Raw genomic sequence first — 15,537 nt, 5'->3', positions numbered from 1 at the left:
TCTTAATTACTATAGACTAAAAAAAGAGTTGTTTAAAAACACTTGTTGTCATTTTTTTAGATAGCATTTGGTAGCTTCATGGGCACAGAGCAGCTAGTAGAATCAGCGAACCAGACGCTAGCGAAATCCAAGCAGCTAGTCAAACCCTTTCTTAAATGGGCAGGTGGAAAAAGGCAATTAGTGCCTACCATTACCGCCAACTATTTGCCTAAGGTCTACAATACCTACTATGAACCTTTCTTGGGAGCTGGAGCGCTGTTTCTAGAGCTGCAACCACACCAAGCTATCGTTAATGACAGCAACTCGGAATTGATTAATTGCTATGAAGTAATCAGGGATTCTGTAGAAGAGTTGATTGAGTATTTGAGCCAGCATAAAAACCAAGCAGACTATTATTACCAAATTAGAGCTTGGGACAGAACCCAGGAGTTTAAAGAAAGAACGCCGATCGAACGAGCATCCCGGATTATGTTTCTTAATCGCACTTGCTACAACGGTCTATTTAGAGTCAATTCTCAAGGACAGTTTAATGTGCCGTTTGGCAGTTATCGCAATCCTAATATTGTTAACGAAACAACCTTAAGGGCTGTTAGCCAATATCTTAATCGTTCTAACCTAAAAATTTTGAACGATGATTTTCAAGTTGCCGTTAAAACAGCAAAACCAGGAGATTTTATTTATTTTGATCCGCCGTATGATCCGGTTTCGGAAACGGCCTCATTCACCAGTTATGCAGCCAATGGTTTTAACAAGGACGAGCAGATTCGGTTGAAGTTAACGGTTGATGCGCTGAGCGATCGGGGGTGCTATGTATTATTGAGCAACGCTTACACTAGCTTCATCGTGGAGTTATATCAATCCTACCGTATAGAGAAAGTCACCGCCGCCCGATCGATCAATTCCAACGTGCTCAAGCGCGGCAAGATTGATGAAGTCCTAGTGATGAATTACTAGAAAAGGACCTAGTTGCTTACCAAATGTTGCTTACCAAATATGAATTGTCCTTCCATCGTCAAACTCCCCATCAATTCCAACTCGCTGAATCAAGATGCGATGCGATCGAGACTAGGAAAGAAACGACTAGTAACATCTATACGAACATAAAAAAGAATGAATCGGATAAAGTTTCTGTTATAACTTCACCTTCAAAGAATTCGAACATTCAATGAACAACATCTCCATTCCCGACTCCCATTCCCTACCCACCAACAATTAACACAAAAAAGAGGCACCCAATCGTGCCTCACCATTAATCCTGAATCCTTGAAACTCCAAGTCATCTGTAGCTGTAGACCGAACCGTGAAAGTATTTCGTGGATTCGTTTCCTATTAGAGCGTGTTGGACTTGGAGTGTCCTTCCGTTGTCATCCGCTAGCCTACAAGTTAGCAATCGTAGTAGAGGGCGAATTCGTAAGGGTGCGGACGCAGCCGCATGGGGTTGACTTCGTTGTCCAGCTTGTATTGAATCCAGGTATTGATCAAGTCTTCCGTGAAGACACCGCCCGTCGTTAAGAAGTCGTGATCCTTTTCTAAGCACTCCAGCGCATCTTCTAACGAACCTGGCGTAGACGGAATCTTGGCCAATTCTTCAGGGCTGAGGTCATAAATATCGACATCAAGCGGTTCACCTGGATCGATCTGGTTCTTGATGCCATCAATCCCTGCGCAGAGCATTGCAGCAAATGCGAGATAGGGATTTGAGGTTGCATCAGGACAACGGAACTCTAGACGCTTGGCCTTGGGGCTGTCACCCGATAGGGGAATCCGTACAGAAGCCGATCGGTTGCCCTGAGAGTAGGCCAAGTTCACCGGAGCCTCGAACCCTGGAACCAAGCGTTTGTAGGAGTTGGTTGTAGGGTTAGTGAAAGCAAGCAGAGCTGGAGCATGCTTTAGAATGCCGCCAATGTACCAAAGTGCCATCTGGCTTAGTCCAGCGTAACCGTCTCCACCAAACAAGGGCTGACCATCCTTCCAGATAGATTGGTGAGTGTGCATCCCAGAACCATTGTCATTAAACACAGGCTTGGGCATGAAGGTTACAGTTTTACCGTACTTGCGCGCTACATTCTTGATGCAGTACTTGTAAATCATCAAGTTGTCAGCGGATTTTACCAGGGTGTCGAAGCGAATTCCCAGTTCGCACTGTCCACCCGTTGCGACCTCGTGGTGGTGCTTCTCGATCGGCACGCCAACTTTACCCATCGTCAGCAACATTTCCGATCGCATATCCTGCGAGGTGTCTGTGGGAGCAACGGGAAAATACCCTTCTTTATAGCGAGGCTTGTAGCCCAGATTACCTTCCGGATAAACCTTACCCGAGTTCCAGCGACCTTCGATCGAATCAACGTGATAGTAGCCTTCGTGCTGATTTTGGTCAAAGCGGACATCATCAAAGATGAAGAATTCAGCTTCAGGACCAAAGAAAGCGGTGTCACCAATGCCCGTTACGGTCAGATAATCCACAGCTTTTTGAGCAATAACACGTGGACAGCGGGAATACCATTCGCCCGTCCGAGGTTCTTTGATACTACAAATAACGCTGAGGGTGGGAGTTGCCATGAAGGGATCGATCCAAGCCGTCGTTGGATCAAGCACCATCGTCATGTCCGATTCATTGATGGCCTTCCAACCCCGAATGCTGGAGCCATCAAAGGCCACACCATTGGTGAAGCTGCTTTCATCAATTTGGTTAGCACAAACCGTTAAGTGTTGCCAAATTCCAGGTAGGTCAATGAACTTGAGGTCAATCAGTTCAATGCCATCGTTTTTAATCCAGTTCAAAACGTCTTGCGGGGTCTGAGCCATGAACAACTCCTTGATCGTCTGAGCTATCTGCTAATTGAAGTCTGTTAAGGACAAAAAAGGACAAGAAAAATGTGTCGGTTCAATTACAGCGTATGAATTTCAAGCGCGTTTGTATAAGACATCTTCCCAGGCTCGCTGTCACCGGAAAGTAACAAGGATTCCAGTTAGGTAAGAATGCGCCATATAGAAGTGAATGAACCGGATCTTGACACATCTGAATCATCGTAGAAACACGCTCGACGACGTTTTGTATTCGAATATACAAAAAGGCTTTCAAATTTCTTAAGAGATCAAGTTTTTCTCTGAGTTTTCTGGTCAATGCCGAGAGGATGAACTTCTCCGGATTAATTCATGGCAATGGATGCACCCGGCGGTTAAACCTGCACACTACACTAAAAACTAGTGTTGCCACGGGAGGTCACATAGATGGGCAGTTCTGTAGAAGTCGATCGCAGCAACTTTATGACCGATGTTGTGGAAGCATCGCATCAACGACCTGTGTTGGTAGATTTTTATGCGCAATGGTGTGGGCCATGTCAAATGTTAAAGCCCATGCTGGAAAAACTGGTGACAGAATACGATTTCGTTCTTGCCAAGGTTGATATCGATCGCAATCCCGATTTAGCCAGTATCTATCATGTCGAGGGCGTACCCGATGTCCGCGTTGTGCATCAGGGGCAAATGTATTCCGGCTTTGTAGGCGTGCTACCAGAGCCTCAATTGCGGGAACTGTTATCGAGGCTGAATCTGAAATCTAAAGCAGACCTGGGGCTTGAAGCCGCCAGGGCCGTTCTAGCAACGGGCGATCGTCAGAAAATTAAGGCGGTGTTTGCTCAGTTGTTGGAACAACATCCGCATGATCGCAAAATTGCGATTGCCTATGCCAAGTTTTTGATTCAGCAGGATGAGCTAGCCGCCGCTGAAGGGTTATTAGCGTCCATTGAACCAAACGAACGAGAATTTTATGCCCAAGCCGAAGCATTGGGGCACTTAATTCAACTGACGTTAGAAAGCGAAAAACCACCGGAGCACGAGTTAGACCCTGCCTTTTTTGCAGCTATTGAACAGATAGTGGCAGAAGACTACGAAATGGCGTTACAAGGGCTGTTGGCAATTGTTAGTACCGATCGAACCTACCGAGGTGATGGTGCTCGCAAAACCATGCTTTTGATCTTCACGCTGCTGGGAGATGATCATCCATTAACCAAACACTATCGTAAACAATTGACTCTGACACTTTACTAAATCAGCAATGTAGGACGATCGATTAAAACTGCTGAAGTAAACTGCCGTGATTCAACCGACTGGTAAACTCGCCCCATCGAAAATTTGCTGATGGAATGGAATGAAAGTATGATAAGCTATATTAAGCGTAGTCGTTATGAGTTTATCTACAGCTATGACAAACCCAACGGTAGAGAACGTTGTCATTATCGGTTCTGGCCCGGCAGGCTATACCGCTGCGATTTATGCGGCACGCGCAAACCTGAAGCCGTTTGTGTTTGAGGGCTTTCAGGCGGGAGGGCTACCGGGTGGGCAATTGATGACCACGACGGAGGTAGAAAACTTTCCCGGGTTTCCAGACGGCATCACCGGACCAAACTTGATGGATCAAATGAAGGCGCAGGCCTTGCGCTGGGGAGCCGAGCTTGTTACCGAGGACGTGACGCACGTAGATCTGAGCCAACGCCCGTTTGTGGTTCGATCGGACGAACGCGAAGTGCGGACCCACAGTATCATCATTGCCACCGGAGCTACGGCTAAGCGGTTGGGCTTGCCCTGTGAGAAACAGTTTTGGAGTCGAGGGATTTCCGCCTGTGCCATCTGTGATGGAGCTACCCCCATTTTCCGAAATGTAGATCTGGCGGTAATTGGCGGAGGCGACTCGGCAGCCGAAGAAGCGGTTTATCTAACGAAATACGGCTCTCACGTCCATATGTTGGTGCGGGGTGAAAAAATGCGCGCCAGCAAGGCCATGCAAGATCGCGTCTTGAAAAATCCCAAAATTACGGTGCACTGGAACACTGAAGCCGTCGATGTATTTGGCGAGAACGATCGGATGACGGGCGTCAGAATCAAAAATGTACGAACAGGGGAAGAAGCTGACTTGCCAGCAAAGGGGCTATTCTATGCGATCGGTCACACCCCCAACACGTCTCTGTTCAAAGGACAAATTGAATTGGATGATGTTGGCTATGTGGTGACGCGCAACCACGTGGAAACAAATGTTGAAGGTGTCTATGCCGCTGGCGATGTCCAAGATCATGAGTTTCGTCAGGCGATTACAGCCGCAGGAACAGGCTGTATGGCGGCCATGTTAGCCGAGCGTTGGCTGTCTTCAAACGGACTACTGCAAGAATTCCATCAAACTGAGGCGTCTGAACGACCGACTGTCGAGCCTCAGCGCAAAACCGAGCAGGAACAAGTGGCCGAATTTGACATCGCTCGTACTCATCATGCAGGTGGCTATGCCTTGCGCAAGCTTTATCACGAAAGCGATCGCCTGATCATCGTCAAATATGCCTCTCCTACCTGTGGTCCCTGTCATACACTGAAGCCCATTCTAGAGAAAGTGGTGAATGAGTTTGCCGATCGCGTCCACTATGTGGAAATCGACATCACCGAAGATCCAGAAATTGCCGAATCGGCTGGCGTGGTTGGAACTCCTACCATTCAGTTCTTTAAAAACAAGGCCCTAGTTGGCGAGATGAAAGGCGTGAAGCCCAAGAGCCAGTATCGCCAGATGATTGAAGAGCATGTAGCCACTCCAGTTGCGTTGTAGAGCATCTGTGAAAGATGAGGGAAAAGGCGAAAGGATAATCAGCGTTCCTCTCGACCTTTTTCCGTATGTCATTCAAGGTAAACGCCTGCTTCCACAAGAGGGGACGGGCAGTCGAAGCGATCGAATAGTCTTCAACGTCCCTCTCCGGCTCTAGGAGGGGGATTTAGAGTGAGGGTCATCGAGGGTTATCAGTTAATTTGCCCTCATCTCCCAATCCCTACTCCTATGTGTGAGAACAGGGAAGAAAGGCTTCAATGTTCCTCTCCTGTTTTGGGAGAAAGATTTAGACGAGAGTACAAAGGTGACTTGTACCTTAACACCCTCCCTAAGCAATTTTTTGAGGTTTTTTGAACAAAATTTCTGTTATTCATGTTTTCACATTATTCGCATTGATTAGGATTAAATTGGTTGACATAAAAAAAGTTCTAAGGCTATAGTTGTAAACGGCGATGACAGCATCGCAATTTAATTGTTTACTCATTATTCTCTCATTGTTTTAAGGAGTTCATTAATGGAGGCTTCTGGCAGTAGTTGCAGCGTTGCAACAACTCAAGAAACTCTGATGTCTGATCAAGTCTCTGACAAAGATTCTGACCCTCATCCGGCGCGTGGTCTGGGGGCGATCGTTTTGATGAATCTGTCCGACGTGACTCTGGCTTAGAGTCCCAGGTTCATTTCCTGATCGCCGCTGGACACGGCGATTGTACTGATAAAGGAGATGAACGATTAAAGACTTTAGATCCCTACCTCGATAGCAGATGAGCATTTCGAGTTGAACTGACAGTAGGCATTTGGTTCACTGTAGTAGTTCACAAGATGTTGTGCTGATCAAAATCAAGTTGAATAGAAATAGCTTCTGGTTTGCGGTAATTTAAACGGCTGATGATTGATCGCGGCAATCAAATAAATTGATTTGCAAGGATCAATTATTTGCTATTTGATAGCCAGCAAAAGCAGACTAGTTTCTATTGAAAAATTTGGTATTGTTCCTGTTTCAAATCACCCATTTGCGGTGTTATAACGGGCTGACTTTCTATGTTTTAAAGTTGAAAGTTTAGTCCCTCAAATTGTGCTGCTTTTCTCTACAAATTAGCTTTAGATTGCAAGTTTCAGCCGCCCAAGGAGGTGATTGTCATGTTCGTACTGTTTGAATTTGTTCTCGATCATATTGATGATGTGCTGGCAATTGTTTGCGGACAGTTTCTCAAAGTGCTGTTTGGGCGCTGGATTGATGGCTGGATGAAGCGTGCGGCTACTCGCAAAGCTGTCCAGGAGGAACAACCCAGTGAGCCTTGCCTGCTGCCTTCGACCTAATCGAAATCTAGTTTTCTGAGATCAATCCCATCGATCAATCCCATCGGCGAGAGGCTAACGATGCAAAATACCCCAACGCCAACGAATCGGCGACGAGTTACTGCCAGCGATCGCTCTCTGGAAAGCGCCAAACTGTCGCTACGTGCCTTAGAAGAAGCGGGCAACAACATAGACCAAGTGTTGCGATCGCTCAACAGTAACCGCAAAGGCTTGACCGCAGCCGATGCCCGCGATCGCCTGCGAAGGTATGGCAAAAACGAAGTCAGTCACGAAAAGCCGCCAACCTGGTACGCGCAACTATTCAAGGCGTTCAACAATCCCTTTGTCTGGGTATTGATAGGGCTAGCGGTTGTTTCGTATGTTCTAGACTATGCCTTGGCTGAACCAGAAGATAAAGACCTGACGGCGGTGACTATCTTATCTGTCATGGTGCTGGTCAGTGGTTTCCTGCGGTTTTTCCAGGAATACCGCTCCACCCAGGCGGCGGAAAAGCTGAAAGCACTGGTCAGTACGACGGCAACGGTGATTCGCCGCGATCGCCTGGACACCCCCGGATCTCGCCGAGAGGTTCCCCTGAGCGAGTTGGTTCCGGGCGATGTGGTGGCGTTATCTGCCGGAGATATGATTCCGGCGGATGTGCGACTGTTGACCTCAAAGGATTTGTTCGTCAGCCAGGCGGTGCTGACGGGTGAATCTCTGCCCGTGGAAAAGTATGACACTCTGGGCAGTGTGGTGGAAAAGCGGGCAGATGTACAGATGAATCAAGATCAGGTGAGTGCGCTAGATATTCCCACTGTCTGCTTTATGGGCACTAACGTGGTCAGCGGCGCAGCGACGGCAGTGGTGGTGTCTACAGGCGATCGCACCTACTTCGGCTCTCTGGCAAAAAACATTGTCGGTAAGCGGGTTCTCACCAGCTTTGAAAAAGGCGTCAACCGGGTCAGCTACCTGTTGATTACCTTCATGGCGGTGATGGTGCCAATCGTCTTTTTGATTCAATTGCTTACCAAAGGCAATTTTCTAGATGCGCTGCTGTTTTCCCTGTCCATTGCGGTGGGGCTGACCCCCGAAATGCTACCCATGATTGTGACCGCAAACCTAGCGCGGGGAGCAGTCGTCATGGCAAATCAAAAAGTGGTGGTGAAGCGTATCAATGCTATCCAAAACTTTGGCGCAATGAATATTCTCTGCACCGACAAAACCGGTACATTAACGCTGGATAAAATCGTCCTGGAACGGCATGTGGATATCCACGGCTACGAGGATAATCAACCGCTGGAATATGGCTATTTGAATAGCTACTACCAAACCGGCTTAAAAAACTTGCTGGATGTGGCGGTGCTGGAGCATGTGGAGTTGAAGACAGCACTCAAACCAGCGGAAAACTATGCCAAGGTCGATGAAATTCCCTTCGACTTTGTGCGGCGGCGGATGTCGGTGGTGGTAGAGTCGCGGGTTGGTCAGGCAGCGGGCAAGCACATTCTGATTTGCAAAGGAGCGGTGGAGGAACTGTTCAACGTTTGCTCCCATGCCAAATATCGGGGCGCAATTGTGCCCATGAGTGAGTTTGTGCGGATGGAAGGGCAACGGGTGACGCAAAGCCTGAACGAAGATGGTTTTCGGGTAATTGCCGTTGCCTATAAGGAAATCCCCATTCCCCTGGATACGGTTCCCACCTACAACGCCCAGGATGAAGTTGACCTAATTCTGGTGGGCTATCTGGCCTTCCTTGACCCGCCCAAGGATAGTGCCATTGAGGCGATCGCCGCCCTCCAGGACAATGGCGTTGCTGTGAAAGTGATCACTGGCGACAACGACATTGTCACCCGCAAAGTTTGCAAAGAGGTGAACCTAGACGTTCAGGGGGTGCTAGTAGGGAGCCAGATTGAGCGGATGAGCGATGAGGAACTAAAAGCCCAACTGGATACCACCACAGTCTTTGCCAAAGTTTCTCCTCTGCAAAAAGCCCGCATTGTTCGTCTGTTGCGGAACCAAGGGCACACTGTGGGCTACATGGGCGATGGCATTAACGATGCGGCAGCCCTGCGGGATGCGGATGTAGGCATCTCTGTGGATACGGCCGTAGACATTGCCAAGGAATCGGCGGATATTATTCTGCTGGGAAAGAACCTGATGGTGCTAGAGCGAGGGGTGATTGAAGGACGGCGCACCTTTGCCAACATTCTCAAGTATCTGAACATGACCGCCAGTTCCAATTTTGGCAATGTCTTCAGCGTGATGGGGTCGAGTGCGGTGCTGCCCTTCCTGCCCATGCAGCCGATTCAACTACTCACCCAGAATCTAATCTACGACCTGTCCCAAACCACGATTCCCTTCGACAGCGTGGATAAGGATTTTCTCCGCAAACCCCAGAAGTGGAATGTACCCAACATCGGGCGGTTCATGCTGTTCATTGGCCCGATTAGCTCCATCTTTGACTATGCCACCTTCATCGTCATGTGGTTTGTCTTTAGTGCAAACACACCAGATGAGGTGCAACTGTTTAATTCAGGCTGGTTTGTGGAAGGGCTGCTTTCCCAAACCTTGGTGGTCTATATGTTGCGGACGGCTCGCGTTCCCTTTTTGCAAAGCTGGCCCTCGCTGCCCGTGTTGCTCTCAACCGGAACAGCCATCATTGTGGGCATGATCCTGCCCTTTACCCCAATCGGGGCGGGATTGGGCATGGTTCCCCTACCTGCCAGTTACTTTATCTGGCTGTGGTTGATCTTGGGTTCCTATTGTCTACTGACTCAATATCTCAAAGGGTTCTATATCCGCACCTTTGGTAAGTGGTTATAGGGGTAAGACTCTCCTCTCGCTGGTGCTGGCTGCCTGCAATACTCAGGAAGCGAATGTAGCTGGCACCTTTCCTACTTCGGATTCCTACCTGTTTTTTTGATGTTTCGATCGATTCCCATTTATGATTTGGAGATTTGTTCCATGCTGGTATTAGAAAATGTCTGGGCAGCGCTCCTCGCCGTTGCTGCCATCTTCATTGGATACTATGCCCTCGTTTATTTCATCGTCGTGGTGATGATGAAACAGGGCGTTCCCCAACAGCGCCAACCCCGATATTAATGTCTACTATTCATGTCTACGGGCAGCCGGATCTTCTTCAAGCGTTGCCCAAAAACTGCTCAAGCGAAGCATCTTCAGTAAACCAAGCTACGTATCTTTGGAGGCGATCATGAAAACTCAACTTCAACAGTTTGCCTGCCCGATCGCCCGTTATCGGGGCGACAAGAACCAGTTCAGCCAGGAATTTAACATTCATCTTCAGTCCTTTGCCTATCGGGTATCCCTTCTTGCTGGGTTGCATACGGGTGGCAAACTCCCAACCCATGAAACCTATCAGCAATTGCTGACCCTTTGGGACGAATTACAGCCCTATCTGTCCTTAATCGCCGATAGCAATCACATTCCTTCTAGCCCAATATCTTGTCATTCTGCATTCAATGCCCTGATGACAATAGATAACTTGGCTAACAGCGCATTTCCCCCTGCCCTGGATGCCGATTAGGGGAGGGGAAGGATGGCGACCCAATTCTCATTGCAGCGCTCTCAACTGGGCATGGTTTTGCAGCAGCGTTATTGCAGCCAGCGATTGGCATTCCATCTCTATTGTGCTCTGGCAAATCGTGAAACGTTGAAATCTCGTCAGGAGATTCTCTTGATGCTTGCCCGGAACGCGGAACGCTCAGCCGCAGCCGATGCCATTCGTTTATTGCGTCTGAATCTGCCTGTACCTGATGAACCTGCCTCCAGCGATTCTCTGTGGCGACGGTTCCTGCTGTTTTGTGGTTTTCGGGTCACGATGCTCTGGCTGAAGTGGCAGGAAAAACGGGTGACGCGCCGATGCCTTCAACTTATCAGCGTTGACCATTAGCAATTTGAAGTATTTGAAGCGAGGCATTTCACCCTAGTCTGCCTATTGCTGCGCCCTCACTCATGCCTTTGCTGTAGCAAACGATTCTTCGCAAGGATAATCCTGCGCCTTTGTCCGATGACCGAATGACGTTTCATTCCAGAAGTGATTCAGGAGGTGAACAATGGCTGACAACGCCTTGCCCCCATTACAACCAGAAATTTCAGCCGTCTTTAGTCAACTTCAACGCATTGAAGAGCGGGCACGATCGCTAGCTGAAATTGATCCGGAACAACGATTGCTTGCCTTTGAGCTATTGGGAGAAGGATTGGCGATCGCAGTTCTTACTTATCTTCCACCTCCAATTCAGATGGAGTTACTGCAATCCATGGATGCCGCAGCGCTGATACCAGTCCTAGAAGCAATGGGACCCGAAGACCGACAGCAACTCCTAGCTGGTTTGCCCACTGAGGCGATTGATGGACTGATTGCCAAATTACACGAAGAATTTCAAGCGGCTGTTCACGAACTGTTGAACATCCCGCAACTACCAACAGCGTCATTCACCGATGACTCTAATGATGATTATCCCGATTGGTGGGAGATCGATGATTGCGGTGATTAATTTTGGAACAACAACAGTAATAGTTTTCAATTTTTTTCTTAATTTTTCAATACAGAGAGGTGAATGATGTCTTGCACAGTTTTGGACATCTTGTTAGAAAACCTGACCCAACTAGATGCGATGGAACGCCAAGTTAACCATCTCAGTGTAGCGGAGATCGCCCGATCGCTGCCCAAGATTCCCCTTCATCGCCAGGGATTGATCCTATTACTGCTCCAAAAAGACAAAGCTATTTCAGTCTTCAAGCAGCTTCAGGTGAGTGAGCAGACAAAGCTATTTCAGGAGATAGATTTGCCAGAAGCGATCTGGTTGCTGACTGCACTGCGTCCGATCGATCGTCACCAGATTTTTGCCAATTTGCCGACTGCCATGCGCGAGGAATTTGTGTCCACAATGGCGAGTGAATTTTGTCGCGCCACCGCTGCCCTGCGAGGCATCATGGTTCGCACCGTGTAAGCACTGTCATCAATCAGAAAAGGAGGAAACCTTACTGACTTAGGCAAATGGTAACTACTCAGCTTCAACTGTTGTAAACGAGAGGAGGTTTTTCATGGCACAGAATGCATTCAAAGAATTACTCAATCAACCCAAGGGATTAGGTGCTGCCAAGTTAACAGCTAATCAACTCAGCGTAGCTGAACTGGTACGATCGTTGCTAGAAATTGATCCACCCCAGCGGGTTCTGGCGTTTCGATTGTTGGATAAGGACAAGGCGATCGCGGTCTTTGAAATGCTCAGTCCGGACGAGCAAGCTGACCTGATTCGGCAAATGACCGATCCTGAAATCCTACCAATCTTAGAAGCCCTTGAACCTGAACAACGAGTCCGTTTGTTTGAAGAGCTACCCGCCAAAGTAACCAAGCGTCTGCTCAGCCAACTGAGACCTACCTCACGTGAGGCCGTCGATTTGCTGCTGGGCTACCCCGAAGGCAGTGCTGGGCGGCGGATGAACCTGCGCTATTTGGCAGTGCGAGAAGGTTCAAAAGTCAGTGCCGTATTGGCATCTGTGCGCGAATCTCAACTTGGAGACAACGACCTGGATTTAGTGTTCATCATTGATCCCCAGGGGATGTATCGAGGCTTTGTCCGCACAGTGCGCTTGATTAAAGCCAACCCAGAACTGCTGATTGAGCAGTTGGCAGATGGTCGGGACATTGCTATCAGTGCCATTGCTCCTGAGATGCAAGCGGCACGTTTGCTGAAAGATTATGACCTGCCTGCCATTCCGGTACTAGACAGCGAGGGGCGGCTTGTGGGCGATCTTACCTTTGACGATGTAATTGACCTGATCGAAGAAGAAGCCTCCAGCGCGGCTCTGGCTCAGGCGGGGGTCGGGGGGCTGTTAACCCGTGACCAAGCGTGGAGTGAAAAGTTAGTTCGAGGGCCGATTCGCTATGCCGTTCAACTTCGGATTCTGTGCCTAATTATTACCCTGATTGGCGGTATGGTTGTCGGGGGTGTGATCCAGAACTTTGAGGAAATTTTGGAAGCCGTCGTTGTGGTGGCGATTTTCATTCCTGTGGTGATGGACATGGGTGGAAATGTTGGAACCCAATCCACAACTGTGTTTGCCCGTGGACTGGCATGGCAACATATCGACATTCGGCATTACGGAGGTTACTTGTTCCGGGAATTCCGTATTGGTCTAATCATGGGCGCGATTTTAGGTCTAGCAGGGGGAACGATCGCCTATTTCTGGCAGGGTGCCCCCAATGAAGTACCCCAACTTGGCATCGCTGTTGGCCTTTCTCTGTTCGCGGTCGTCACCTTAGCAGCGGTCTTGGGTGCCCTCTTGCCCTGGATTCTACTGAGATTCGGCTTTGATCATGGTCCGGCTGCCGATCCGTTCATTACCACCATCAAGGACTTTACCGGGCTACTGCTCTACTTTTATCTGGTTTCCTTACTGTTAGGCATTCAAACTTGATTCACAGTTTCTGCTGGGGGTGTTATGCCCCCAGTTTTCTTTTACTCTTGTTCCCACCATCGGTAAACGGTTACCTCATGCTGCTTACAGTCAAATTATTGTTTCGACTGTCTAGAGAAGCACAAACTTGTGTTGCACCTTCCCTAATCGCTATCTATCCATTAATTACTAGTATGAACCTAATCGTTTCACGCTTCCGTACCTTCGGGTTCCTGCTGGAATGCTTGCAAAATTGCAATTAAGCCGGGAATGCCATGCTTGCAAAATTGAACTACTAGGTACAGAGCCGTACCGCTGAGCACAATTGGAGAAAGGACTTTAAGACAAGGAACTTCACAACCCAGTTTGGAAAGTCCGACGATTAAGGCATCATCAAAAAGACTGAGCAACACCAGAAGGAATTGGCGAAACAAGCTCGGAAAAGGGTCATCGGAATCAGAATCCATAAACTCAGAATTCATACAGGAAGTTGCATTTGCAACCTTATTAGACAACATTTAGATAACAAACATTTAGATAACAAATTAGCCAGGGAGTCCAACCCAAATCAGGTTCAGCTTGGCACGTTAAAAGTTATCCCGCTAATGCTTTCGGTAAAGCACAAAACTTAAATGCCCATCAATTTCAGTGATCACAATCTAGCAACTCTGACGGCTAAATTAGGAGGGTCTTAAGGCAGAACTCATAGTCACCCCATAGAACTAGATCACTTAAGATGGTTTCAAGATTGTTTGTGCAATCTACCCACATAGTCGCATTGGGTTGAACTTCACGATATGCCCTACCCCAGTTTTGCCTCAACGTGACCAAACTGCACCGCTTCCACCAACCTTTGATAGTCCTGCTCCACTTGGTAAGCGTAGGCCACGGCGAAATCCGTCACGGCCTGATCAAAAGCATCGCTTTTGCCCAAGTAGCCGCTGATCAGAGCAGAGTCCCCTGTGCGGGCATGGGCACGCGCTAGGGCAGAGCCACAAATCTCGGCGTAATCTTCCAAGCTACGGGCAGACATCCCTTTGAGCTTGATGGCAGTTTTCATATCTTTTAGTTGCCGGAAATAAAAGTCATGCCCTTCCACATTTGTAGTCCAACCCAGAAAAATATCGCTGGCGGCTTGCATCAACCGCTGTCTGCTGACAATGCGCTGTCCTTCGTGGGGATAGGGACTCTTGCCTGCATAGGGTTCCAGCACTGAGGGACGGGCTTCTTTGTACTGCAATAGCAGCGGATCGTCGTTATCATCTAGCAACAGGGCAACGCCGCAATGCGTCCCCACACTGCCAACGCCCACCACTTTCAAGGCCACATCTACCAGACGATAGCGATCGAGCAAGAACTGGCGATCGACCTGAAGCGTATCCCGGTACTGCTCAAACAAACTGCTAATTTGCTCAAAATACTCGGCTTGATTGGGCAGGTGATAGATGAGCGGTGGATTATCGATGAAGCGGCGCTGTCCTTCCACCACTTCGGTTAATTGGGCTACGGCTTGGTCTAGGGTGCGGTTAAACGCCTTGGCGGCCATTTTTTCCCAATGTTTGCGCGTGTCTTCATCGGGCGCGTGATCGATTAGCACATCGGCATCTAGACGGGCGTACCACACATCCAGCGTTCGCATCTGGCTATACTGAGCGATCGCCAATCGATAGGCTTGAACAGCCGCCTGTGCCGCTTCTGAACTGGACTGATCTGACAACTGCAAGTCTCGACCCGCTAAGATGAAACTGGTGACAAGCCGCTTCACGTCCCACTCCCATGGAGCCATCAGCGTTTCATCAAAGTCATTTAGATCAAAAATGAGATTGCGTTCGGGCGTGGCAAACCCGCCAAAGTTGAGCAAATGACAGTCCCCACAGGCTTGAACTTGAATGCCAGTCGTCGGAGTTGTGGCCAAATCTGCTGCCATGATGATGGCACTGCCGCGCAAAAAGGTAAACGGAGACTGCATCATGCGCCAATGCCGAATCGGAATCAGATCTGGAATGCGCTGTTGGTTAGATTTTGCGAGTAATTCTAGTGGGTCAGGACGATCGCTGTTCGGGTGCCAGTCACGATGGGCAGAACGCGGTACGGTTTGACGCAGGGCTTTCCCGGCAACTTGGCGATCGCCTTGCGGCGTGCTAGGACCAGCGCTGCGAGAGGGTGGTTGAGGACTAGACCATAAATCCATACGGTTAGATCGTGAGCAGTTAATATTGCCTTTATGCTAGTTAAGGCTT

At 48.7% G+C, this 15,537-nt stretch carries 14 protein-coding genes; 11 read left to right on the top strand and 3 right to left on the bottom strand.

Translation table 11 applies throughout. From position 1 onward, the window contains the following. Positions 1–78 precede the first annotated feature (78 nt). Positions 79–954 (top strand): DNA adenine methylase, encoded by an 876-nt coding sequence (locus OXH18_RS24600; RefSeq protein ID WP_268610184.1) that lies wholly within the window; start codon positions 79–81, stop codon positions 952–954. Between the two features lie 429 nt (positions 955–1,383). Here the strand turns inward: OXH18_RS24600 and glnA are convergent, their stop codons facing one another. Then, positions 1,384–2,805, bottom strand: a complete 1,422-nt coding sequence (gene glnA / locus OXH18_RS24595) for a type I glutamate--ammonia ligase (protein ID WP_268610183.1) — start codon at positions 2,803–2,805, stop codon at positions 1,384–1,386. A gap of 426 nt (positions 2,806–3,231) precedes the next feature. On the opposite strand from glnA, the gene OXH18_RS24590 reads away from it, so the two are divergent. The 10 genes from OXH18_RS24590 to mgtE all read left to right on the top strand — a co-directional run bounded on the left by OXH18_RS24590 (position 3,232) and on the right by mgtE (position 13,318). Next, positions 3,232–4,050 (top strand): tetratricopeptide repeat protein, encoded by an 819-nt coding sequence (locus OXH18_RS24590; RefSeq protein ID WP_268610182.1) that lies wholly within the window; start codon positions 3,232–3,234, stop codon positions 4,048–4,050. Between the two features lie 154 nt (positions 4,051–4,204). After that, entirely contained in the window at positions 4,205–5,587 is a 1,383-nt protein-coding gene (gene trxB / locus OXH18_RS24585) for a thioredoxin-disulfide reductase (RefSeq protein ID WP_315874794.1), read from the top strand. Between the two features lie 1,134 nt (positions 5,588–6,721). After that, complete coding sequence (locus tag OXH18_RS24580) at positions 6,722–6,901, top strand: hypothetical protein (RefSeq protein ID WP_268610180.1); 180 nt, start codon at positions 6,722–6,724, stop codon at positions 6,899–6,901. A 60-nt stretch (positions 6,902–6,961) separates the two neighbouring features. Beyond that, positions 6,962–9,700: a magnesium-translocating P-type ATPase gene (mgtA, locus tag OXH18_RS24575; RefSeq protein WP_268610179.1), complete on the top strand. Its 2,739-nt coding sequence runs from the start codon at positions 6,962–6,964 to the stop codon at positions 9,698–9,700. A gap of 99 nt (positions 9,701–9,799) precedes the next feature. Beyond that, on the top strand, positions 9,800–9,979 hold the full coding sequence (locus OXH18_RS24570) for a hypothetical protein (RefSeq protein WP_268610178.1): 180 nt from the start codon (positions 9,800–9,802) through the stop codon (positions 9,977–9,979). Positions 9,980–10,088: 109 nt separating this feature from the next. Further along, positions 10,089–10,421: a DUF7219 family protein gene (locus OXH18_RS24565; RefSeq protein WP_268610176.1), complete on the top strand. Its 333-nt coding sequence runs from the start codon at positions 10,089–10,091 to the stop codon at positions 10,419–10,421. 12 nt (positions 10,422–10,433) lie between these two features. Further along, on the top strand, positions 10,434–10,787 hold the full coding sequence (locus OXH18_RS24560; protein ID WP_268610175.1) for a hypothetical protein: 354 nt from the start codon (positions 10,434–10,436) through the stop codon (positions 10,785–10,787). 163 nt (positions 10,788–10,950) lie between these two features. After that, on the top strand, positions 10,951–11,391 hold the full coding sequence (locus OXH18_RS24555) for a magnesium transporter MgtE N-terminal domain-containing protein (protein ID WP_268610174.1): 441 nt from the start codon (positions 10,951–10,953) through the stop codon (positions 11,389–11,391). 63 nt (positions 11,392–11,454) lie between these two features. After that, on the top strand, positions 11,455–11,847 hold the full coding sequence (locus OXH18_RS24550) for a magnesium transporter MgtE N-terminal domain-containing protein (RefSeq protein WP_268610173.1): 393 nt from the start codon (positions 11,455–11,457) through the stop codon (positions 11,845–11,847). Positions 11,848–11,941: 94 nt separating this feature from the next. Continuing rightward, positions 11,942–13,318 carry a magnesium transporter gene (mgtE, locus tag OXH18_RS24545; RefSeq protein WP_268610172.1) on the top strand — a complete coding sequence of 459 codons (1,377 nt, stop codon included), beginning with the start codon at positions 11,942–11,944 and terminating at the stop codon, positions 13,316–13,318. 188 nt (positions 13,319–13,506) lie between these two features. On the opposite strand, the gene OXH18_RS24540 is transcribed toward mgtE, so the two are convergent. Continuing rightward, positions 13,507–13,779, bottom strand: a complete 273-nt coding sequence (locus OXH18_RS24540; protein ID WP_268610171.1) for a hypothetical protein — start codon at positions 13,777–13,779, stop codon at positions 13,507–13,509. Positions 13,780–14,099: 320 nt separating this feature from the next. After that, a complete protein-coding gene (locus OXH18_RS24535) occupies positions 14,100–15,488 on the bottom strand; it encodes a DUF2252 domain-containing protein (RefSeq protein WP_268610170.1) in 1,389 nt (462 codons plus the stop codon). Positions 15,489–15,537 lie beyond the last annotated feature (49 nt).

Source organism: Thermocoleostomius sinensis A174 (assembly GCF_026802175.1).
GTDB classification, from domain to species: Bacteria; Cyanobacteriota; Cyanobacteriia; order Elainellales; family Elainellaceae; genus Thermocoleostomius; species Thermocoleostomius sinensis.
The sequence above is the reverse complement of the archived record's forward strand: the minus strand, read 5'-3'. Positions and strand labels throughout refer to the sequence as shown.

Bases quoted from the DNA above. Each gene is read 5' to 3' on its own strand.
- OXH18_RS24600 (WP_268610184.1), top strand. From the start codon at position 79: ATGGGCACAGAGCAGCTAGTAGAATCAGCGAACCAGACGCTAGCGAAA.
- glnA (WP_268610183.1), bottom strand. From the start codon at position 2,805: ATGGCTCAGACCCCGCAAGACGTTTTGAACTGGATTAAAAACGATGGC.
- OXH18_RS24590 (WP_268610182.1), top strand. From the start codon at position 3,232: ATGGGCAGTTCTGTAGAAGTCGATCGCAGCAACTTTATGACCGATGTT.
- trxB (WP_315874794.1), top strand. From the start codon at position 4,205: ATGACAAACCCAACGGTAGAGAACGTTGTCATTATCGGTTCTGGCCCG.
- OXH18_RS24580 (WP_268610180.1), top strand. From the start codon at position 6,722: ATGTTCGTACTGTTTGAATTTGTTCTCGATCATATTGATGATGTGCTG.
- mgtA (WP_268610179.1), top strand. From the start codon at position 6,962: ATGCAAAATACCCCAACGCCAACGAATCGGCGACGAGTTACTGCCAGC.
- OXH18_RS24570 (WP_268610178.1), top strand. From the start codon at position 9,800: ATGTTTCGATCGATTCCCATTTATGATTTGGAGATTTGTTCCATGCTG.
- OXH18_RS24565 (WP_268610176.1), top strand. From the start codon at position 10,089: ATGAAAACTCAACTTCAACAGTTTGCCTGCCCGATCGCCCGTTATCGG.
- OXH18_RS24560 (WP_268610175.1), top strand. From the start codon at position 10,434: ATGGCGACCCAATTCTCATTGCAGCGCTCTCAACTGGGCATGGTTTTG.
- OXH18_RS24555 (WP_268610174.1), top strand. From the start codon at position 10,951: ATGGCTGACAACGCCTTGCCCCCATTACAACCAGAAATTTCAGCCGTC.
- OXH18_RS24550 (WP_268610173.1), top strand. From the start codon at position 11,455: ATGATGTCTTGCACAGTTTTGGACATCTTGTTAGAAAACCTGACCCAA.
- mgtE (WP_268610172.1), top strand. From the start codon at position 11,942: ATGGCACAGAATGCATTCAAAGAATTACTCAATCAACCCAAGGGATTA.
- OXH18_RS24540 (WP_268610171.1), bottom strand. From the start codon at position 13,779: ATGAATTCTGAGTTTATGGATTCTGATTCCGATGACCCTTTTCCGAGC.
- OXH18_RS24535 (WP_268610170.1), bottom strand. From the start codon at position 15,488: ATGGATTTATGGTCTAGTCCTCAACCACCCTCTCGCAGCGCTGGTCCT.